Raw genomic sequence first — 19,586 nt, 5'->3', positions numbered from 1 at the left:
TGGCGTTGCCCCGGCGCCGTTCCCGGTTTACCCGCTTGGACTCACTTCAGCGACCGTCGCTGACACACCACGAGTGGTCCTGGCCGATGAGCCTCTCTGTGGGGTACCTCCGCGAATGCTCTGGTCGACAACGTCCGCTGGGATGGCACGAATCTCGTGAGTGCGTGCACGAACCCGATCCCAATCCGCTCGATCAGCCTCGTCCTCGGCTTCCGGCCGGAGGGCGACCCACGTCCGTCGACGGAGCCTCTGGGCGCCCATAAGTACTCGCCCGAGCGAGCCTCGGTCCTGTGGCGTGATGTGCTGGAGCAGGAAGCGTACGTCTGTGGCCTCGTCACCGTGCGTGGAGGGCGCCGAGCGACGACATGGTCCCGGAACCGGCCTCCATGACGGCGAGGGCAGCGAAGCGCGCGTCGTCCGCGGCGGTGGACACGCCGCCCACCTCTTATCGCCCAGCCGGTGCAAAGCTGTCTACCTGCCCGCCTCGCGCGTGTTCCACCGAGGGCGCTATGCGTCGACGTTCGATGCGAAGATTGCGGTCGAGGCGTTGCTCGACCGCAATCCACGCTCATCGTGCCCGCACAGGAAATCACTCACGCGTAGAGGTGTTTGACGCCGTTCCGGCGCATCCGCGCTCGGAGAGCGAGGCTGTGGAGGTCAACGTCGATATCGTCCCGCGGAACACGATGGCGGTCTCGCGCGTGGTGCATCAGACAACGCTGGGGAGCCCGGCCCCCACCCAGCCGCCGTCCACGGGCAGGACCGCTCCGGTGACGTAGCTGGCTTCGTCGGAGGCCAGGAACCAGACCGCAGCAGCTATCTCCTCGGGCAAGCCGAGACGGTTCAGAGGAATGCGGGAGAGGTAGGCAGCGTCGGAGGTGCGGCCGCTCGCGTTCATCGAGGCCTGCATCTGCGTGCGCGTGGCACCCGGTGCGACCGCGTTGACCCGGAGGCCGCGTGCGCCCCACTCCATCGCGAGCGCCCGGACAAGCCCCTCCACGCCAGCCTTGGAGGCGCAGTAGGCGGCCCGCCCACCGAAGCCCAGAGAGGCGGAGATGGAGGAGATCATGACGATGCTCCCGCCGGCGGGCATCAACTCTGCGGCCGTGCGTGCGCCCACGAAGGCGGCCCGCAGATTGGTGTCCACGGTCCTGTCCCAGTCCGCCAGGTCCAGCCCCACGGATTCCCCCGGCGCGATGACCCCCGCGTTCGCGACGAAGGTGCGCAGTCCCGCGCCGTTCTCAGCTGCGAGCCGGCACGCCTCGCTCATCGCCTCTGCTTGACCGACGTCGGCGACCACGGCGGTCGCCCCGGCCTCGCGCATCGCCTTGACGACCGATCCCGCCATGTCGACCCCCACCACCGCGAGGCCGTCGGCGGCGAGCCGTCGTGCCACCGCCAGGCCGATGCCCCGCGCGGCGCCGGTGACCACCACACCGCGTGCGCCGCCCGTGGTCCCGGCGACGAGGTTGTCGACCACGGTCTGCGTCTTCCGTCCGCTCATGGCGTTCCTCAGCCCGCGACCGGCTGCGGCTCGGAAGCCGCCTCACCGCCGCCCGGCAAGCTTGCTAGGACGCCCTCAAACGACGCGCTCACAAGGTCGGCAAGCGGTCGAACGATCTCCTTGCCTACCTGCTGGAGGTACGCGACAGTCTGTGCGGCGTCCATGCCGGGCCAGTGCGGGCGCACGAGGAGCGGGCCGATCGGTAGCCGCTCCGCTATTCCGATGATCTGGTCGCGCACCTCGTCGGCGGAGCCGAGCAGCACGTGGTCCTGGATCGTGGAGACGAAACTGTCCCGCACGGCCTCGTCGGACAGCAGGTCCATGCCGCGCTGGGCGTACGCCTCGTACTTGACCCTGGCGACCGCGGCGAAGTTGTCGACCGCATCGTCGAAGTCACGGCCGATCATGAGCTCGCGCCTGAGCGGCAGCTTGTTGAGCGGCAGGTCGGCGGCGAGCCGCTCCTCGACGTAGATCCGGATGAGCTCCTCGACCTGGTCGACCGTCTGCTGGGGCGTGATGGTCCAGACGTCCCCGTGGCGGGCGGCGCGGCGTACGCCGGTCTCCTTCATCGCCCCCAGCCAGATCGGCGGGCGGGGCTGCTGAAGGGGCCGGATGTGGGTCGGGACGTCCTCGACCTGCCAGTACCGGCCCTGGTGCGTCACCCGGTCCTGGGACCAGAGCTTCGACATCAGCTCAATGAGCTCTTCCAGCAGTCGGTACCGCTGCTTGAAGGGGACGCCCATGCTTTCGTACTCGCTCGGCAGGTATCCCGTGCCGATGCCGACGACGAGCCGGCCGCCCGTGATGATGTCGAGCGTGGCGAGCTCCTCGGCCAGGATCACCGGGTGGTGCACGGGACCGATCAGGACGGTGGTGCCGAGCCGGACGTCGCCGTCCAGCTCGGCCGCCAGCCGGCTGAGCAGGGGGACCGGCTGCAGCCAGCGGAACCCGTCGTACAGGAAGTGCTGGCCGATGGTGAGGTACTTGAAGCCCGCCTTTTGGGCGGCCTCGACCTTGCGGAGCATGAGGTCGAGGTGCTCGGCGGGTGAGGAACTCGTGGGCTGGTCGCCCATCAGGATCCCGAACTCCATCGTTGGTCCCCTTTCATGTGTCGTGCGGCCGTACGCCGCTCCGACCGACGGCTGCGCGCACAGACGTTGGTGACCGGGCCGCCGCAGCTTCGTACAGCCTGCGGCGGCCCGGTGGTCCTACTTGGCGGTCATGCCGCCGTCGACAGGCAGCGTGGTCCCAGTCACGTAGCTGGACATCTCGCTGGCCAGGAAGAGCGCGACGTTGGCGATCTCCTCGGGCTGCGACGGGCGACCGAGAGGAATCTGCGCGAAGAAGGCCTTCTTGCGCTCCTCGATCTCCTCCGGCGCAGCACGGAAGAAGGCGGGCAGACCGGGCGTCTCCACCGAGCCCGGGGCGATGGCGTTGACCCGGATCTTGTCCGGGGCGAAGGCCAGGGCGAGCGAGCGGACCAGGGCGATGATGCCGCCCTTGGTGAACGAGTACAGCGGGCTGTAGGGCGACCCGACCAGGCCGGAAGTGGAGCTGGTGAAGATGACCGACGCCCCGTCGGCGGCCTTGAGCGCATTGGTGAGGTAGTTGGTGAGGTAGAAGTTCGAGCGGGCGTTGATCTCGATGAGCGTGTCCCACTCCTCCTCGGTGAGGTCGAGGCCGGCGGCGCCCGGGATTCCGACGTTGTTGTAGAGCACGTGGAGGGCGCCGTGCTCCTCCTCCACCTGCTCGGCGATGCGCTTGAGCGTGTCGAGGTCGCGGACGTCCGCGATCGCCGCGGCGGCACTGCCGCCGTTGTCCCGGATGGTGTTGACCACCTCGTTGGCGGCGGCCTCGTCACGGTCGACGACGATGACGTGGGCACCTTCCTTCGCGAATCGCTCGGCACCTGCCTTGCCCATGCCGGACGCGCCGGCGGTTATTAGGGCGACCTTGTTCTCCAGCAGCATGTTTCTTCTCCGTCGTCTTCGAGGTGAGGCGTGGTCAGGGTGCGGCCCGGCGCCGAGGCACCGCGCCGGGCCGCTCCGGCTCAGGTGCCCGGCGGCCGGGTGATGCCGGCCAGGGGGTACTGGATGTGCTTGACCTCGAAGAACTCGGCGAAGCCGTCCTCCCCCAGCTCGCGGCCCACGCCGCTGCGGCCGGGCCCGCCCCACGGGGCGTCGGGCCGCATCCCGGACCCGCCGTTGATCGTCACGGTGCCGGAGCGCAGCCGCCCGGCCACCTCCATCGCCTCGTCCAACGGGCCGAAGACGTTGGCGGCCAGTCCGTACGCGGTGCAGTTGGCGATCTCGACCGCCTCGTCGACGTCCGAGTAGGGCAGCGCGATGCCGATGGGTGCGAACAGCTCGGTGTGTGCGATGGGGTCCATCGGGTCAACGCCCGCGAGGATGCCTGGCTTGAGGTAGAAGCCGGTGTCGAGCCCGTCGGGGCGGCCGCCACCGGCGCCCCAGCGGGCGCCGCGGTCGATGGCCTCCTGCACCCAGCGCTCCACCTTCTCGCGGTGGGCTGCGGAGATCACCGGGCCGACGATGGTGTCCTCCTCCTGGGGGTCGCCGACCTTGATGGTGTCGATGAAGGCGTCCGCGCGCTCGAGGAACTCGTCGATCTGCGACTCGTGAACGAGCACCCGGCTCCAGGCTGCGCACCCCTGCCCTGCGTTGCGGGCGAACCGGAGCACCGAGGGCGCCACGGTGGCGGCCAGGTCGGCGCTCGGCAGGACGATGTTCGGGCTCTTGCCGCCGAGCTCGAGCACGGCCTTGCTGAGTGAGCCGAGCGCGCCCTGGGACATCACCTGCGCGCCGACGGCGTCGGAGCCCGTGAACGACACCATGTCGACGTCCGGGTGGCCGGTCAGTCGCTTGCCGACCTCTGGGCCGCCGACGACGAGGTTGACCACACCGGGTGGCAGGCCGAGCTGGTCGATGAGCTTGAAGACCTTCAGTGTCGTGAGCGTGCCCTGCGGGGAGGGCAGGACGACGACAGTGCACCCAGCCGCGAGCGCGCCGCCGAGCTTCCAGGCGAGGAGGTTGATCGGGTAGTTGTACGCCGGCAGGGCGGCAACGACGCCGACCGGCTCGTAGCGCAGCAGGCTGGCGGAGATCACGGGATTGTCGTAGAGCGTCAGGGCGTGCTCATAGCCGCCGCGCGGGCCACGCCGCGCCATCTCGGCGTACCACCGCAGCGCCTCGATCGGTCCGCCGACCTGCATCCCACGGGCCGCGCCGATCGGCGTCGCCACCTCGTCGGCGATGAGGCGGGCGAGCGGCTCCATCTCCTGCTCGAGCAGGTCCGCCAGCTTGCCGACGACGGCCGACCGCTCCGCAGGACCGTACGAGCGCCACTCCGCTGATCGGAACGCCCGCTTCGCGCTCACGACCGCCGCGTCGACCTGCTCCAGCGAGCTTGTGGCCGTGACACCGATAATCCGCTCCGAGGACGGGCTGCGGGTCTGGTGGGTCTCGCCGGAGGCCCCCTCCTGCCACGTTCCATCGATGTAGGTGCTTGTGCTCCGGGTCTTCAGGGCGGTGTGTTGTATGCCTTGGATCTCGAGCGAGGTCATGCGGACTCCATTGTCTCCGTCGACGCACTGCCTTACATGTCAATCGTTATACTAGAATAGGACTCGACTGGCAAGGTGTCATGAGATTGCCCGTCGGCCGCCGTCGGCGCCCGTCCCGCTCGAGGCGCCGACGCCGACACACGGCCGCGTCGCGACCGCGCGGGCCCGCGCAGATATATGGACGCTAGCCTCACCGTCGCCCCTGTAAATGCGACGTGGCTCCCCCGTTTCCTCAGCGGCAGCCGGAAGCGAAAGGCTCACGAGCCGGCGCACTCGCCAGCGCGCGCCGAGCCGCATCTATGACAACGATACGAATCCTTGACAGGGATGGGCCCCGATGCCAATCTCGTCGGTGTTCGCAGGTGAGAAATCCGAACGAGGCAAGTGAGGTCACCGCTCGGCAGAGCCGCCGAGCGGGCACCTGATCGACGGAGGACGACGAGGTCCGCAGAGCACCCGGTCGGCAGTCGACCACCCGCATCTTGACCGGGCCCGAACCGCACCGCACCGCACTGGAACAGCCGTTCACAGCATGGCCAGATCATGACGCGCCTGACGCGGCAGCGACCCAGCACATCCCTTTCCCGATGGAAGGACTCTCATCATGGCATTGGACCAGGCGACGACCACCCTGTTGAGCCAGATGGCGCAGGCGGGCGGCCCTCCGCTCCACGAGATGACGCCCCAGGAGGCGCGCGGGTTCGGTGGGGCGCTCCGGGAGATGTACGGGCCCGGCCCTGAGATGGCGCGGGTCGAGGACCTGAAAGCCGGCGCAATACCGGTGCGCGTACTCGTGCCGAGCGGGAAGGTCGGCGGCGTCATCGTCTACTACCACGGTGGGGGATGGGTCATCGGCGCGCTCGACGAGTTCGACACCCTGGGCCGTCAGCTCGCCGACCGCACCGGCTGTGGGGTGGTGCTGGTTGACTACCGGATGGCCCCCGAGGACCCCTACCCGGCGGCGGTCGAGGACTCCTGGGACGCTCTGTGCTGGGTGGCCGAGAACCTCGAACGCATCGCGGGCGCCCGTGTACCGGTGATCGTCGCCGGGGACAGTGCCGGGGGCAACCTCGCGGCGATCGTCGCCCAGCGTGCGAGGTTGGAGGGTGGCCCTGACCTGGCGCTGCAGGTGCTGGTGTACCCGGTCACCGACTGCGACTTCGACAACGAGTCCTACCAGGACCCCGAGAACCAGCTGCTGCTGAGCCGGGAGACGATGATCTGGTTCTGGAACCACTACGCGCCGAACACCCAATCGCGCCGTTCCCCTGATTGTTCGCCACTGCGCGCCGACGACCTCTCAGACCTTCCGCCGGCGGTGGTGTGCACCGCCGAGCACGACGTCCTGCGTGACGAGGGCGAGGCCTATGCGGAGCGTCTGCGGGCGGCTGGGGTGCCGGTCGAGTTCCGCCGCTTCGAGGGCCAGATGCACGGCTTCTTCACGATGGTGAACGTGCTTCCCGGCAGCGCTGCGGGCATCGACTTCGTCGCCGACGCTGTCCGTCGGCGCCTGACGCAGGTCTTCGCACCATCACTTCCTGATCACCGGAGCGACGAGGGAAGGGACTGATCCCATGGGCAGGGACGAGCACATTGCCACGCAGACCGGCGAAAGAACCCACGATGTCGACGTCGTCGTCGTCGGTGCCGGATTCGCCGGCCTGCACATGTTGTGGAAGCTTCGTGGGCTCGGATACTCCGTACAGGTCCTGGAGCGGGCTCCCGAAGCGCGAAGATCGACGAGATCGTCCAGGACCCGCAGACCGCCGACAGCCTCAAGCCGAGCGGTTACCCGCTCGGGGCCAAGCGCCCGGTCATCGCCACCCACTTCTACGAGACCTTCAACCGGGACAACGTCACGCTCGTCGACGTGCGAAAGACGCCGCTCGACTCCTTCACGGAGGAAGGCGTACACCTGGCCGATGGAACGACGTACGAGCTCGATGCCATAGTCCTCGCAACCGGGTTCGACGCATTCACAGGGGCGCTCGCGCGCATCGACATCCGAGGGGCCAACGGTGTCGCTCTGATGGAGAGATGGCGCGAAGGGCCGAAGACGTACCTGGGGCTGGGCACAGCCGGATTTCCCAACTTGTTCATCATCGCGAATGCCGGCAGCCCGTCCGTCCTGTCCAACATGGTCATGGCCATCGAGCAGCATGTTGACTGGACCGCGAACTGCTTGGAGTACATGCGCCGAAACGGGTACCGCACCATCGAGGCCACCGTGGAGTCGCAGGAGCAGTGGGTGCAGACCGTGGAAGCCATCGCCAACATGACTGTCTGGCCCGATGGCGAGTCGGGGTCTTGGTACCGCGGCGCCAACATCGCCGGGAAGCCGCAGATGTTCATGCCCTACGCAGGAGGGATCGTCGAGTACGAAAAGGCGATCAACGAATCGGCCGCCAACGACTATGCGGGATTCATCCTCCGTTAGGAGCTGCGAAGACCACGCATGCGCCGGACCGAGCCGGGTCGCGAACTTCTCGCAGATCGTCCGCCCATGATCGCTCACCATCCACAAGGAGAAACTTCATGTACCGCATCACCGCTACGTACCACCACCCCGACGACCCCCAGCAGTTCCTCGACCACTACCGCGCCACCCATTCCCGGTTGGCCACCCAGCTACCGGGGCTGAGGAACTACGAATGGGGGCAGTGCGAGACTCTCGACGGAAGCCGTTCTCCTCATTTCCTCGTCGCGATCATGGACTGGGACACGAAGGAGGACGCGATCAGCGCATTGGCCTCACCCGAGGGACAGGCCGCGGCCGCCGACATGGGCAACTTCGCGCAGGCCGGCGCCGACGTGAGCTTTCACGAGGTGGTCACCCCCCGGTGAAATGTGCTCCGCCGCGTGCCGGGCACGACGGTCGACCGGTCGTGTGCTGGATACGCGAGCAATCAATATCAGAGACTGCTTGACACGGATCTCCGACATCGGCAGTCTGCAGCTCACCAGTACGTCCAGGGCGGTCGCGGCGCAGTGGCGCAGCTCGAAGGAGAGCACTCGTGGACTGACCACCGTGACCGTGGGACGCCTCACGGACCGGCTCGAGGTTGACTCCGCCGGAGGCGCAGAGCAAGCCCTCTCCCCAAGCATGACCGTCCAGCACCGTCGCTGACATCACAAGGAGCAGCATGACCACGACCGAGGCACCGAAGACCACCGCCATGAAGAGCTACGACAAGCTGATGATCGGGGGCCGCTGGGTCGAGCCCGCCACGGACAGCGTCATCAAGGTCGTCTCGCCCATCACCGAGGAAGTGATCGCGACCGTTCCCGAGGCCCGAGAGGCCGACGTCGACGCCGCCGTCGCCGCTGCACGCAAGGCCTTCGACGAAGGTCCCTGGCCACGGATGACACCGGCCGAGCGGGCCGCGTTCCTGGTCCGCATCGGCAAGGAGGTCGAGGCCAGGTTCGACGCGATGGCCGAGGCGTTCACCAATGAGATCGGTGCACCTGCCGCCGTGTCCCGCGCGTTCCACAACAACGCTCTCAAGATGTGGGGTGACGCTTCGACGCTCCACGAGCGCCTCGCCTTCGAGGAGGAGCGGGAGTGGGAGGGCGGGCACGGCCGGCTCGTGCGGGAGCCGGTGGGCGTGGTGGCAACCATCATCCCGTGGAACGGCCCCGTGGCCACCGCCTCCCTCAAGATCGGTCCCGCGCTCGCCGCGGGGTGCACGGTGGTGCTCAAGCCCGCCCCCGAGGGGCCGGTCAGCGTCATGATGCTCGCGGAGGCGCTCGAAGCGGCAGGTCTGCCCGAGGGCGTGATCAGCGTGCTGCCGGCGGGCCGGGAGGTAGGCGAGTACCTAGTGAGCCACAGGGACGTCGACAAGGTGGCCTTCACCGGCAGCACGGCCGCCGGCAGGCGCATCATGAGCCTCTGCGGCGAACGGATCGCCCGCGTCACCCTGGAGCTGGGCGGGAAGTCGGCAGGCATCATCGCCGACGACATCCCGCTGGACGAGGTCCTTCCCACGCTGGTCTTCGCCGGGCTTGGCAACTCCGGGCAGGTTTGCGCCAATCTCACGCGCATCCTCGTGCCCCGGGAGCGCCAACAGGAGCTCATCGACGCCCTGGTCCCGGCCTACGAGTCGATCACGGTAGGCGACCCGCGCGAGCCGGGCACCGTGCTCGGCCCGCTCGCCGCCGAGCGCCAACTCGAGCGGGTTCTCAGCTACATCGAGATCGGCAAGGCCGAGGGGGCCCGGCTCGTCACCGGAGGCGGTCGCCCACCGGGGCTGGACAAGGGCTGGTACGTCCAGCCGACCCTCTTCGCCGACGTGCGGCCCGACATGCGCATCGCCCAGGAGGAGATCTTCGGCCCGGTCGTGGTGGTCATCCCGTTCGACCGCATCGACGAGGCAGTCGACATCGCGAACGGGACGGACTACGGCCTCTCCGGCGCGGTCTGGGCCAAGGACTCGGCACTGGCCGAGCAGATCGCGCGTCGCATCCGCACCGGCCAGATCGCCGTCAACGGTTGGGACATGTGTGTGACGCAGCCCTTCGGCGGCTACAAGCAGTCAGGGCTGGGACGCGAGGGCAATGTCGAGGGACTTGGCGCGTACCTCGAGACCAAGCTGATCCAGTTCGCTTGATGCTCGTGGGGCTGGGGCGGTTTGCCGCCCCAGCCCCACGCGCACGGCGTTCGCCCCATTGAAGCCGTCGTCAGGACTGTGAACGGGACGGTCGACGAGACGGCCAGCTTCACCGACTCACCGCACGGCACTCCTGAGCGGCGGCTCCACGCTCTCCGCCGGGGGGTACGGCACCACCTCCTACTCACCCAGTCAGCCTGTCAGCCTGCGAAAGGAAGCAACCGCGATGAAGATCCCCGGCGCAATTCTCTGGGAGCCCGGCACGAGGTCCGGGTGGTCGGTCGAGGAGATCGAGCTCGACCCGCCGAAGTTCCGCGAGGCCACTGTCAAACTTGCCGCATCCGGCATCTGCCACAGCGACGACCACCTCGACACCGGTGACATCCCGCTGGGCTGGGCCCCCATTCTCGGCGGTCATGAAGGCGCCGGTGTGGTGACCGAGGTCGGCGAGGGCGTGACCGACCTGGAGGTGGGCGACCACGTCGTGCTGTCATTCCTGCCGTCCTGCGGGCACTGCCGCATGTGCGTGAGCGGCCGGTCGAACATGTGCGACCTCGGCGCCGGCGTCCTGGCGGGTCGCGCGCCGGACGGGACCCACCGCATCCATGCCCGCGGCCAGGGCGTCGGTGCGATGTCCTACCTGGGCACGTTCGCGCCGTACGTCACGGTGCCGGTCGACGCGATCGTCAAGATCGACAAGGACATCCCGCTGGACAAGGCCGCGCTGATCGGATGCGGGGTCCCGACCGGCTGGGGCTCCTCTGTCTACGCGGCCGAGATGCAGCTCGGTGACACCGTGGTGATCTTCGGGGTGGGCGGCGTCGGCATGAATGCGGTCCAAGGGGCGCGCCACCGCGGGGCGAAGAACATCATCGCCGTCGACCCGGAGCCCTACAAGCGTGAGATGGCCCCGAAGTTCGGCGCGACCCACACCGCCGCAGACGCCGAGGAGGCCGCGAAGCTCGTCGCCGACATGACCAACGGCCAGGGCGCCGACAGGGTCATCGTCACCGTGGGCGTGGCCTATGGCGACATCATCGAGCCCGCCCAGGCGATGACACGCCGCGGTGGGACCCTGGTGCTCACCTCGGCCGCGCCGGTCACGCAGCGCGACGTGAAGATCGACCTGTTCACGTTCGCGATGTCGGGCAAGCGACTCCAGGGGACGCTGTACGGCACGACGAATTCGCGCACCGACATCCCCCTGCTGACCGACCTCTACCGGCGGGGCCAGCTCAACCTCGACGATCTGATCACGCGCACGTACGACCTCGAGGACATCAATACCGCCTTCGACGACCTGCGCGAGGGCAAGAACATCCGCGGCGTCATCATCTACCCCAACTGAGCGAAGCGCCCCAGCCATTGGCTGCGCGGGCGCGGCCTCGGGGGACCGAGGACGCGCCCGCCGGCGTCTCGGTCAACATCTCTTTGCCCGGCTGCGATGCACGGACCGGCATCGGATCGCAGCCGAGCGACCCGGGCAAATCGAAGGAAGGGATCTGAAGGCATGAGTGACATCGACACGGGCAAGGCGCTCGTTACCAGCTACCTCGATGCGGTGAGCGCGCTCGACGTCGGGGGGATCGCCACGCTGTTCCGGGAGGACGGCAAGGTGCTGCTGCCCTACGCCCCACCCGGCGTGCCCCCCGCCATCGAGGGCCAGGCGGCGATCGACGCGTATTACCGCGCGCTTCCGGACATGGCGACGAACCTGAACTTCAGGGATTACCAGATCTTCGCGCTGGATGCCCCCGGCGAGTTTGTCGCGGAGTACACCTCCGACTCCTCCATGAAGGCGACGGGTGCCCGGTATCGCAACCGGTACATCACACGGGTCACCGTCCGTGGCGCGAAGATCGCCGTGCTCGCGGAGTTCTTCAACCCCGTCCCGCTCGTCGAAGCGCTCGGCGGGCACCTTTCCCTTCCCGCGGCCGCTGCACCATAGGGGGCGCAGCGGCCGATGCACCCCATCTGCCGCGAGCCCCAGGTGGCCGGCCTACGGTGCCCGCGACGAAGGGTCGCAGGGAGACCGACCTGTTTGCCTCCGCGATGTTGAGCAGGCGGGCTCCAGAGCCTCCCGCACCGGCCACTCGCGCGCCGACATCCCGCTGATGGCGGACCCCTGCACAGCCCCGTCGCACTCGAGGATGTCGACGGCGCCCTCCACCGACTACGAGCAAAAAAAGGGGGGTGGGTGGTTGATGGTCAGCCAGGTGGCAGGTCTTCCGGGAGGGCGCGCGGCCAGCACCGCAGGAGCCGGAGGGCCGTCGTCGGAAGCAGACCTGGCCGCGAAGCTCATGGCCAGGCGGGAGCTGTTCGTCGACGACGTGCTCAAGGAGATCCGAGCCCGGGCCTCGTACCGCACGGTCGATGACGACGAGCTGCGCGCCGCCGTCACCCGGCACGTCGACGGCGTCCTGGCGCACTTCGCCGAGGCCGAGTTCCAACTGACCTCGGCCGACCTTGCCTTCTTCCATCACATGGGAGCCACACGTGCGCGGGAAGGTGTGTCCATCCGTGACCTCGTGGCGGTGTGGCGGCGCCTCACCGAACGCCTCCAGGAGGAGGCGTACCGGCTCGTTGCCCACGTCCCCAACCGGGGCGAGCTCCTGTTGCGTACCGTCGAGATCACCAACCAGCTCGACCGCGGGATGCTCGCGATGGTTTCCGGGTACGAGGACGCCGAGATCGAGACCGACACGGCGGGACTCATCCGGACCGGGAACACGCTGATGGTTCTGTTCTCCCCGGAGACCACTTCGGAGCATTGGGAGACGACGCTCGGCTCGAGCGGGCTCGACCCGGCCTCGACGTACAGGGTCTTCCGGTGCCGGCCCACCGGCGACGAGCCCTTGGCCCGGACGGTGCGATACCTCAGGCATCACCAGCGGACTTGCGGTGTGCTGCGGTTCGGGCTCGCTGACGACGACGTCGTCGGTATCGCCGACGCCGAGGTGCTCGACCCCCCGGTCCCCGTCGGCGTGTCCGCGGCGGTCCCTCCCGCCCGCTTCCCGGCCGCATTTCGCACGGCGACACGGGCGCTGCGCGCAGCGCTCGCCCTCGGCTGTCCGGCAGCGTCCACCATGGACGACCTCGGCCTCATTCCAGCGGTGCTTGACGACCATGACGTAGGTGAGGCCATGCACCGCCGCTTCATCCGCCCGGTCCTTCGCGGCTGCGCCGACCCGGAGTCCGTCCTCCGCACCGTCATGACGTTCCTTGACTGCCACCGCAGCGTCTCCGACACCGCGAGCAGGATGCACCTGCACACGAACACGGTCCGGTATCGCGTCGCACGCTTCGAGGACCTCACGGACAGCTCGCTGCGGAACACCGGCCAACTGGTGCAAGTGTGGTGGGCCTTGCAGCACTACCGGCACAGGGGCGTGATGAGCGTCGCGGACGAACGCTGACCGCACCACGGACAGCGCAACCAAGCAGCGGGCGGACGGTCCCGCAGGCCGTCGGCTACGGGACCGTCCGCCCGACGCGGCACTACGCCGGGAAGAGCGCCCGCTTGGCCGGCGCCGTGTCGATGTACTCGCGCACCGAGACGATCTTGCCGTCACGGACCTCGAACACCATGCAGTACTGGTTCGAGTAACGGTGCCCGTGTACGGACTCCGCCTGCGCCTGCCAGAGGAGCACGCAGTGCGACTCGTCGGCGATGGCCTTCGACACCTCGATCTTCAGCGTCCCCTCCGCGATGTGCTGACCCGCGGTGGCAAACATGCGGCCGAAGATCTCGTCGTGCCCGGTCCACGTGCCACTCACGGGGAGCTCGCCGGGTATCCACCAGGTCGCGTCGTCGGCGAGCAGCTGCTGCATGATGTCCACGTCTCCCGACGCGGTGGCGCTGGCGAACGTGCGAGCCACGTGCTCAGGGCTTGATGTCTTCGTCACCATCGACTCTCCTCCAACTTCTCACTAGGTCTTCTTCTCACTGGGTCCGGGACAACGAGGCCGTCACGCCGCTCCAGCGCGGCTGCCGGCCAGCCACCTTGGCCCGGGCGAACTCGTCGTCGGCGATCCCGGCGCGCAGGGCGTCGGGGTCGAGGCCGTGCAGCCGGGCAAAGTTGAGCCCGAGGATGCCTGCCCGGACCTCCGGTGTTATCGGCGGGTACCCGTAGTCCCCCACGAGGTCTTGCGGCATCTCGAAGTCGTACAGGGCCTCGAGCATCGGCTGTGGGTGACCCACCGGGGACCCGGAGGCGAAGATGATCCGGTCCGCTGCCCCGCTCGACATCAGTGCACCGAGCATCTGGGCGAAGCGCCGCTTGAACCGGACGGCATAGATGGCCGTCGACTCCAGGTTCGCCCACACGTTCGGGTAACGCAGCATGATGTAGGCCGTCTCCTCGATGAAGGCCGCGCCCGAGTGCACGACCTCGATCTGCAGGTCCGGGTACCTCAGCGCGGCCTGCTCGACGTCGCCCAGCTTGTAGAGGTCCGTGAGCCCACGCCCTGCCGGGATGGCCTTGTGGATGGCGATCGGCACGCCGAGCTCGAGCACCTTGGTGACGACCGGCTCGAGGTTGGGCGCGTCGAGCAGCACGGGCTCCACCCTGTTCTCCCGGTGGCGCCAGTTCTCCGGGTAGAGCTTGATGCCGATCGCCCCGCCCTCCCGCACGAGGTACTCGACCTGCTCCACCGCGTCGGGGCGCAGCGGGTCCACTGTCCCGTAGAAAAGCACGCGGTTGGGCCAACGCCGGCGCATCTCGATGCCCTTGGCATTGTCGACAAAACCGTCGGCGAAGTAGTCGAACCATGGCACGCCGTGGAACACGCCGACGTCGATGTCGCTCTCCACGAAGGCGAGGTGCGCCAGCTCCTCGACGGTCCAGTTGCGCAGGAAGTCCTCGGGACCGATGAGCTCGTTGTCGCCGGTGAGGGCCAGACCGCCATAGCTGTTGCGGAGGATGTCGTCCGCCAGCGGGGTGAGGACGTTCTCCCGGGTGAAATTGAACGCGTGGAGCACGCCGTCGACCACCAGCTTCGGCTTGCCAGTGGCGGCGTCAGGTGTCGGGGTGCTGGTCATCGGTCAAGCTCCTTTGCTCACGGTCACGTCGTGCACGGGGATGATGGGCAGGTTCGCGTAGCGCTTCCGCCGCCATTCCTGCAGGCGCGTGCGCGCCTCGGGGTGGATGTCCTCCTCGGACCAGGGGTTCTCGAAGTTGGCGTACAGCTGGATGTCGATCGAGTAGCCAGGCAGGCTCGACTCCAGGCGTGCGCGGATCTCCTCCTCGATCCGGAAGGAGTACATGCAGTTCGGTTCGGTGAGTCGCAGGGTGAGCGTGACGTGGGAACCGTCTACCTCCACGGAACGCACGAGCCCCATCTCGTTCAGGGACAGCGCACAGCCGAATGCGGCGCTGCACGGGTCGTAGACGGAGTCCAGCACCTCGTTCACCGAGTCCAGCACGGGCATCTCGTTCTCCTTCCTTGCTCTCATGCACCGGTTCGTGGTGCGGTGGTGTGCTGCGCCCGGCCCAGGAGGCGCGCGAGCGCGGCGTCGCGCTCGCGCTTGTAGCGCCGGGTCACGCGCGCCTGCGGGGCGAAGAGGTCGAAGCCGTGCACCGCCTGTGGGTAGACATGGAGCTCGACGGGAACACCGGCGTGCATGAGGCGCTGCGCGTAGTCGACGTTCTCGTCGACGAACAGGTCCAGGGTCGCGGTGGCCAGCCACGTCTCCGGGAGACCGGAAAGATCCGTCGCTCGGCTCGGCGCCGCGTAGGGGGGCACGTCGCCGTCCGGCAATCCCCGGAGGTAGTGCCGCCACGCGATGGTGTTGGACTCCGCGTTCCACAGATGCGGATGTGCGACGGCCCGGCTCGACGGTGTGATGCCGCGGTCGTCGAGCATCGGGTAGATGAGAAACTGCGCGGCAGGCCGGACCTCGCCGCGGTCGCGTGCCAGCAGGGCCAGGCCGGCGGCCAGGCCCCCGCCCGAGCTCGCTCCGCCGATCACGATCCGTCGTTCGTCGACCCCCAGCTCGTCGGCATGCTCGGCCGTCCAGGCCAGGGCGTTGTAGGAGTCCTCGATGGCCGCCGGGTAGGGATGCTCGGGGGCTCGGCGCCAGTCCACCGACACCACGACGCACCCCGTGTCATCCACGACCTGGTGGAGGAACGGGTCGTCCTGCTCGACACGCCCCATCACGTGCCCTCCGCCGTGCATCCAGACCAGGGCGGAGCCCGAGGCCGTGCGTGCAAGCGGACGGTAGATCCGCAGGCCGATGCTCTGCCCCGATCCGGCGGTCACGGTCCTCGAGTCGATGCCCACCGTGCCGTTCGGGGTCCACGCCGCCCGGGCGCTGCTGGCCAGCTCATCCCGCTCTCGGCGTGCCCTGTCCAGGTCCCGCAAGTCCATCGGTGGGACCGCGTCGAGGACCGCCGCGATCTCAGGATCCATGCTCGCCAGGAACGGCTCCGGGGTGTGCGGGTGGGGACGCCGGTCCGTCATCTCGTCGGCCGTCATTTCGTCATGAACCCCGCGTCGACGAGGACATGCGTCCCCGTGACGTACCGGGACGAGTCCGACGCGAGCCACATGACGGCTTCGGAGATCTCCTCCGGCTCCAGCAGACCGCCGTCGGCGTCGAGAAGGTTGAACGGACCCGTCAACGCTCCCAGGCTCTCGGCATACCCGTCGGGCGCCGTCCTGCTGTTCAGCGTCGCCGTCGCCATGGGGGTGCGCACGGCCGTCGGTGCCACGAAGTTGACCCTGATGCGGTAGGGGGCCAGCTCCTGCGCCAGCCCCTTGCAGAGCCCGGCGATGCCGTGCTTGGCCGCGGTGTAGTGGACGTTGTAGGGATAGGCGACGAAGGAGTTCAGGGACCCGGTGGCCACGAGACGCCCCGGGGTGCCCTGCTCGACCATGACCCGGGCGGCGTGCTTGAACGTGTGGAACACGCCGTTGAGGTTGGTGCCGAGCATGTCGTTCCAGACGTCCTTGTCCATGTCGATCACCTGGGCGAGGGAGGCGATGCCGGCCTGGGCGACGGCGACGTCGATCCCGCCCAGCGTGGCAGCCGACTGTGCGACGAAGTCCGCGACCGCGTCGTGGTCCCGGACGTCGCACGTCTGGGTGAGGACCTTGGCGCCAAGCGCGCGGCACTCGTCGGCCGTGCGCTCCAGCTCCTCGCGGGTGCCCAGCTCGTACTCCACGGTCGGTATCGGCCGGCCGATGTCGCAGAGCGCGAGGTTGGCGCCGGCCTCGGCGAACCGGAGCGCGTGCGTGCGTCCCTGGCCGCGTGCGGCGCCGGTGATGAGGACGTTCTCGTCCTCGAAGTTCCATGTGACGTGGCGGCGTTGCGTCGCCGGGGTAGTCGCTGGCGTCATTGCCGCGCTCCTTCGGGTGCCATGGGACCTGCGGTGGGACTCACCCTGGACCAGTCCCGGTCCGTTCCCCATGGCCCCCGATGCCAAAGCCACAACCGGCTTCATGTAGCCGCGTACAAATAGCGGGCGGTCACATGCGCGGGGGACAGTCTTGCCCGTTCATTTTTGCGCGTGTTGCCCTCCCGGCTGACGCACGGGCCTCCCCGCGTGTGCCGCCCGGAAGGCTCGCACCGCCTCGGCGTGTTCCTCGGTGCCGAACAGCAGCGCGGTGGCCTCGACGGACTCGCTGAACCCTCCCCCGGTCTCGCGGTTGACGAAGGCCTTCGCGACCTGGACCGCGAGCGGCGGGTTGGCGGCGATCTCGCCGGCGAGCCCCAGGGCGGCGCTGACGAGCGCGTCGTCGTCGTGGACCTCCTGCACCAGGCCCGCCCGCGCGGCCGTCTCGGCGTCGATGTCCCGCCCCGTCAGGGCGAGGAGACGGGTCCAGTGCCGGCCCAGCACATCTGGGCCACGGACGATGCCGTACCCGGGCATCAGGCCGACCTTGGGCTCCTTGAACGCGAACCGTGCCGAGGTCCCGGCGAGGACGACGTCGCACGCGAGCGCGAGCTCCGTGCCCCCGCCGTAGGCGATGCCGTTGACCGCGGCGACGACCGGGACGGCGCAGCGCTCGACGGCGTGGAAGGCGTCGTACACACGCCTGAGGTGCGGGCGAACCTGGCTGACCTCGCCGGCCAGGTCGTGGAACATGTCGATGTCGCCGCCGGCGGAGAATGCCCGTCCGGCTCCCGTCAGCACGACGGCGCGGACGTCGTCGTCGTGGCCGAGCTCACCCATGAGCCGCGTCAGCTCGCGGAACCACGCCTGGTCCATGGCATTGAGTTTTTCCGGGCGGGTCATGGTGAGCAGGGCGACGCCGGCCGCCGGCCGGGTGAGGGCGAAGCGCGTCAGCTCCGTGGTCATGCCGAGGCCTCCCGGTCCCAGGTGTCGGGCGTGACGCCGTCGGCGCGCAGCTTGTACTTCTCCACACGCTGGCTCGGTGTCATGGGTAGTTCCGGCACGATCCGGACGTACCTGGGAACCGCGAAGGCCGTGAGCTCGCCCGCGCAGTGCCGCACCAGGTCCGCAGGGTCGACGTCGCGGCCGGCAGCCGCGACGACCGCGACCATGACGTCCTCCTCGGACAGCTCCGAGGGCACGCCGTAGGCCGCGACCTGCGCCACGGCCGGATGGGCGGAAACCACCCTCTCGATCTCCCAGGAGGAGATGTTCTCGCCCCGACGGCGGATAGTGTCCTTCATCCGGTCCAGGAACGTCAGGTAACCCTCGTCGTCGAGCATCCCGCGGTCACCGGTGTGGAACCACAGGTTCCGCCACGCCGTCGCGGTCGCCTGCGGCATCGCGTGGTAGCCGTCGAACATCCAGCCGGGCTTCTTGGGCCGGACGACGATCTCCCCGGCCGTCCCGGGCGGCACGGGCTCGTCGCGCTCGTCGACGACGGCGACCTCGTAGTTGACGGACTCGTTCCCTGCCGTGCCGATCTTGCGGTCCCACGGCGGCATGTCGGTGACGATGGAGACCTCGGTGCTGCCGTAGATCTCCGTCAGGCGGACATCGAAGCGTCGTTCGAAGGCCTCGAGGATCTCCGGCGGGCACGGCGCCCCGAAGGCCAGGCGGACGGGGTTGTCAGCGTCGTCCGGCCGCGGCGGCTGCTTGAACAGGATGCTCATCATGGCGCCCTGGTAGTTGAAGGCGGTGATGCCGTGCTCGCGGCAGGTGTCCCAGAACCGGCTCGCCGAGAACTTCCGGTCCATCACGAGATCGGCGCCGGCCTCCATCGCCGCCATGACGCTGCAGTAGCGGGCATTGCTGTGGAAGAGCGGAAAGACGCTGTAGAGACGGTCCTCGGCCGTGTAGCCCAGAAGGTCCACCGTGTGCCGGGCCAGATTCACGTTGGCCCGGTGACTGAGGCGGGCGCCCTTGGGCGGACCGGTCGTCCCGGAGGTGTAGAGGATGACCGCCGGGTCCGTCGGTGCCACCACCGGCAAAGGACCGGCAGGGTGGGCAAGGAGGCCGGCCAGGCTGTGGCGGGCGAACCTGGCATGCGCCGCACTGTCGGACTCGGGACCAGAGACGATCAGGTGCCTGATCCGGGGAAGATCGGCCGCACACTCCCGCACGAGCGGCTCGAACTCGGCGTCGCAGACCACGACGCTCGCGCCGGAATGCTCGAGGAAGTACCTCAGCAGGTAGGAGCCGCTGGCGACGTTGATCGGAACCTCTACCAGGCCCGCCTTGGCCAGGCCGAACCACACCTGCAAGGCTTCCACGCTGCTGCGCATCATCAGGCAGACGTGGTCGCCGCGCCGGAGGCCGAGCGCGGAGAAGCCCGCCGCGGCACGGTCGGAGGTCGGGTCCAGCTCGGAGTAGCCGATCCGCTCGCCGGCGACGAGCAGGGATGCCGAGGTGGGCGCGCGGTTCACGGCGTCCTTGAGCCAGTCACCGATCGATAGGTGGCGGGCGTCCGTCTGAATGGACGTCATTCCCGCGCC

Annotated in this window: 19 protein-coding genes; 8 read left to right on the top strand and 11 right to left on the bottom strand. The window is 68.7% G+C overall.

Features of this window, described 5'->3' with window-relative positions; translation table 11 throughout:
- Positions 1-709: 709 nt before the first annotated feature.
- The 4 genes from ACF0H8_RS04775 to ACF0H8_RS04760 all read right to left on the bottom strand — a co-directional run bounded on the left by ACF0H8_RS04775 (position 710) and on the right by ACF0H8_RS04760 (position 5,084).
- Positions 710-1,504, bottom strand: coding sequence for an SDR family NAD(P)-dependent oxidoreductase (locus ACF0H8_RS04775; RefSeq protein WP_395287844.1), 795 nt, complete (start codon positions 1,502-1,504; stop codon positions 710-712).
- A gap of 8 nt (positions 1,505-1,512) precedes the next feature.
- A complete protein-coding gene (locus ACF0H8_RS04770) occupies positions 1,513-2,595 on the bottom strand; it encodes an LLM class flavin-dependent oxidoreductase (RefSeq protein WP_395287843.1) in 1,083 nt (360 codons plus the stop codon).
- A 117-nt stretch (positions 2,596-2,712) separates the two neighbouring features.
- Positions 2,713-3,474, bottom strand: coding sequence for an SDR family NAD(P)-dependent oxidoreductase (locus ACF0H8_RS04765; RefSeq protein ID WP_395287842.1), 762 nt, complete (start codon positions 3,472-3,474; stop codon positions 2,713-2,715).
- A gap of 80 nt (positions 3,475-3,554) precedes the next feature.
- Positions 3,555-5,084 carry an aldehyde dehydrogenase family protein gene (locus ACF0H8_RS04760; RefSeq protein ID WP_395287841.1) on the bottom strand — a complete coding sequence of 510 codons (1,530 nt, stop codon included), beginning with the start codon at positions 5,082-5,084 and terminating at the stop codon, positions 3,555-3,557.
- Positions 5,085-5,688: 604 nt separating this feature from the next.
- Here ACF0H8_RS04760 and ACF0H8_RS04755 point away from each other — a divergent pair.
- The 8 genes from ACF0H8_RS04755 (at position 5,689) to ACF0H8_RS04720 (ending at position 13,107) form a co-directional block, all read left to right on the top strand.
- Positions 5,689-6,654 (top strand): alpha/beta hydrolase, encoded by a 966-nt coding sequence (locus ACF0H8_RS04755; RefSeq protein WP_395287840.1) that lies wholly within the window; start codon positions 5,689-5,691, stop codon positions 6,652-6,654.
- A gap of 4 nt (positions 6,655-6,658) precedes the next feature.
- Complete coding sequence (locus tag ACF0H8_RS04750; protein ID WP_395287839.1) at positions 6,659-7,036, top strand: FAD-dependent oxidoreductase; 378 nt, start codon at positions 6,659-6,661, stop codon at positions 7,034-7,036.
- Entirely contained in the window at positions 6,955-7,521 is a 567-nt protein-coding gene (locus tag ACF0H8_RS04745; protein ID WP_395287838.1) for a hypothetical protein, read from the top strand. The genes ACF0H8_RS04750 and ACF0H8_RS04745 overlap by 82 nt, the downstream gene beginning before the upstream one ends.
- Positions 7,522-7,619: 98 nt before the next feature.
- A complete protein-coding gene (locus ACF0H8_RS04740; protein ID WP_395287837.1) occupies positions 7,620-7,928 on the top strand; it encodes an EthD family reductase in 309 nt (102 codons plus the stop codon).
- A gap of 299 nt (positions 7,929-8,227) precedes the next feature.
- Complete coding sequence (locus tag ACF0H8_RS04735) at positions 8,228-9,691, top strand: aldehyde dehydrogenase (protein WP_395287836.1); 1,464 nt, start codon at positions 8,228-8,230, stop codon at positions 9,689-9,691.
- Between the two features lie 226 nt (positions 9,692-9,917).
- Positions 9,918-11,039 carry an NDMA-dependent alcohol dehydrogenase gene (locus tag ACF0H8_RS04730; protein WP_395287835.1) on the top strand — a complete coding sequence of 374 codons (1,122 nt, stop codon included), beginning with the start codon at positions 9,918-9,920 and terminating at the stop codon, positions 11,037-11,039.
- A gap of 162 nt (positions 11,040-11,201) precedes the next feature.
- Positions 11,202-11,639 carry a nuclear transport factor 2 family protein gene (locus tag ACF0H8_RS04725; protein ID WP_395287834.1) on the top strand — a complete coding sequence of 146 codons (438 nt, stop codon included), beginning with the start codon at positions 11,202-11,204 and terminating at the stop codon, positions 11,637-11,639.
- A 268-nt stretch (positions 11,640-11,907) separates the two neighbouring features.
- On the top strand, positions 11,908-13,107 hold the full coding sequence (locus tag ACF0H8_RS04720; protein ID WP_395287833.1) for a helix-turn-helix domain-containing protein: 1,200 nt from the start codon (positions 11,908-11,910) through the stop codon (positions 13,105-13,107).
- A gap of 82 nt (positions 13,108-13,189) precedes the next feature.
- Here the strand turns inward: ACF0H8_RS04720 and ACF0H8_RS04715 are convergent, their stop codons facing one another.
- The 7 genes from ACF0H8_RS04715 to ACF0H8_RS04685 form a co-directional block, all read right to left on the bottom strand.
- The gene (locus ACF0H8_RS04715) at positions 13,190-13,600 is read right to left on the bottom strand and encodes a nuclear transport factor 2 family protein (RefSeq protein ID WP_395287832.1); all 411 of its coding nucleotides are present in this window, start codon (positions 13,598-13,600) and stop codon (positions 13,190-13,192) included.
- A gap of 34 nt (positions 13,601-13,634) precedes the next feature.
- Positions 13,635-14,732 (bottom strand): amidohydrolase family protein, encoded by a 1,098-nt coding sequence (locus tag ACF0H8_RS04710; RefSeq protein WP_395287831.1) that lies wholly within the window; start codon positions 14,730-14,732, stop codon positions 13,635-13,637.
- Between the two features lie 3 nt (positions 14,733-14,735).
- Positions 14,736-15,146, bottom strand: a complete 411-nt coding sequence (locus tag ACF0H8_RS04705; RefSeq protein WP_395287830.1) for a metal-sulfur cluster assembly factor — start codon at positions 15,144-15,146, stop codon at positions 14,736-14,738.
- Positions 15,143-16,171: an alpha/beta hydrolase gene (locus ACF0H8_RS04700; protein ID WP_395287829.1), complete on the bottom strand. Its 1,029-nt coding sequence runs from the start codon at positions 16,169-16,171 to the stop codon at positions 15,143-15,145. Before ACF0H8_RS04700 ends, ACF0H8_RS04705 begins: the two co-directional genes overlap by 4 nt.
- A complete protein-coding gene (locus ACF0H8_RS04695; RefSeq protein ID WP_395287828.1) occupies positions 16,168-17,034 on the bottom strand; it encodes an SDR family oxidoreductase in 867 nt (288 codons plus the stop codon). The genes ACF0H8_RS04700 and ACF0H8_RS04695 overlap by 4 nt, the downstream gene beginning before the upstream one ends.
- Positions 17,035-17,193: 159 nt before the next feature.
- Positions 17,194-17,997, bottom strand: coding sequence for an enoyl-CoA hydratase/isomerase family protein (locus ACF0H8_RS04690; protein WP_395287827.1), 804 nt, complete (start codon positions 17,995-17,997; stop codon positions 17,194-17,196).
- Positions 17,994-19,577 carry an AMP-binding protein gene (locus ACF0H8_RS04685; RefSeq protein WP_395287826.1) on the bottom strand — a complete coding sequence of 528 codons (1,584 nt, stop codon included), beginning with the start codon at positions 19,575-19,577 and terminating at the stop codon, positions 17,994-17,996. The genes ACF0H8_RS04690 and ACF0H8_RS04685 overlap by 4 nt, the downstream gene beginning before the upstream one ends.
- Between the last annotated feature and the right edge of the window lie 9 nt (positions 19,578-19,586).

The sequence above is a fragment of the Georgenia sp. AZ-5 genome, assembly GCF_043952095.1.
Taxonomy (GTDB): domain Bacteria; phylum Actinomycetota; class Actinomycetes; order Actinomycetales; family Actinomycetaceae; genus Georgenia.
The sequence above is the reverse complement of the archived record's forward strand: the minus strand, read 5'-3'. Positions and strand labels throughout refer to the sequence as shown.

Bases quoted from the DNA above. Each gene is read 5' to 3' on its own strand.
- ACF0H8_RS04690 (WP_395287827.1), bottom strand. From the start codon at position 17,997: ATGACCACGGAGCTGACGCGCTTCGCCCTCACCCGGCCGGCGGCCGGC.
- ACF0H8_RS04755 (WP_395287840.1), top strand. From the start codon at position 5,689: ATGGCATTGGACCAGGCGACGACCACCCTGTTGAGCCAGATGGCGCAG.
- ACF0H8_RS04735 (WP_395287836.1), top strand. From the start codon at position 8,228: ATGACCACGACCGAGGCACCGAAGACCACCGCCATGAAGAGCTACGAC.
- ACF0H8_RS04765 (WP_395287842.1), bottom strand. From the start codon at position 3,474: ATGCTGCTGGAGAACAAGGTCGCCCTAATAACCGCCGGCGCGTCCGGC.
- ACF0H8_RS04705 (WP_395287830.1), bottom strand. From the start codon at position 15,146: ATGAGAGCAAGGAAGGAGAACGAGATGCCCGTGCTGGACTCGGTGAAC.
- ACF0H8_RS04700 (WP_395287829.1), bottom strand. From the start codon at position 16,171: ATGACGGCCGACGAGATGACGGACCGGCGTCCCCACCCGCACACCCCG.
- ACF0H8_RS04710 (WP_395287831.1), bottom strand. From the start codon at position 14,732: ATGACCAGCACCCCGACACCTGACGCCGCCACTGGCAAGCCGAAGCTG.
- ACF0H8_RS04685 (WP_395287826.1), bottom strand. From the start codon at position 19,577: ATGACGTCCATTCAGACGGACGCCCGCCACCTATCGATCGGTGACTGG.
- ACF0H8_RS04770 (WP_395287843.1), bottom strand. From the start codon at position 2,595: ATGGAGTTCGGGATCCTGATGGGCGACCAGCCCACGAGTTCCTCACCC.
- ACF0H8_RS04740 (WP_395287837.1), top strand. From the start codon at position 7,620: ATGTACCGCATCACCGCTACGTACCACCACCCCGACGACCCCCAGCAG.
- ACF0H8_RS04775 (WP_395287844.1), bottom strand. From the start codon at position 1,504: ATGAGCGGACGGAAGACGCAGACCGTGGTCGACAACCTCGTCGCCGGG.
- ACF0H8_RS04695 (WP_395287828.1), bottom strand. From the start codon at position 17,034: ATGACGCCAGCGACTACCCCGGCGACGCAACGCCGCCACGTCACATGG.
- ACF0H8_RS04750 (WP_395287839.1), top strand. From the start codon at position 6,659: ATGGGCAGGGACGAGCACATTGCCACGCAGACCGGCGAAAGAACCCAC.
- ACF0H8_RS04730 (WP_395287835.1), top strand. From the start codon at position 9,918: ATGAAGATCCCCGGCGCAATTCTCTGGGAGCCCGGCACGAGGTCCGGG.
- ACF0H8_RS04715 (WP_395287832.1), bottom strand. From the start codon at position 13,600: ATGGTGACGAAGACATCAAGCCCTGAGCACGTGGCTCGCACGTTCGCC.
- ACF0H8_RS04725 (WP_395287834.1), top strand. From the start codon at position 11,202: ATGAGTGACATCGACACGGGCAAGGCGCTCGTTACCAGCTACCTCGAT.
- ACF0H8_RS04760 (WP_395287841.1), bottom strand. From the start codon at position 5,084: ATGACCTCGCTCGAGATCCAAGGCATACAACACACCGCCCTGAAGACC.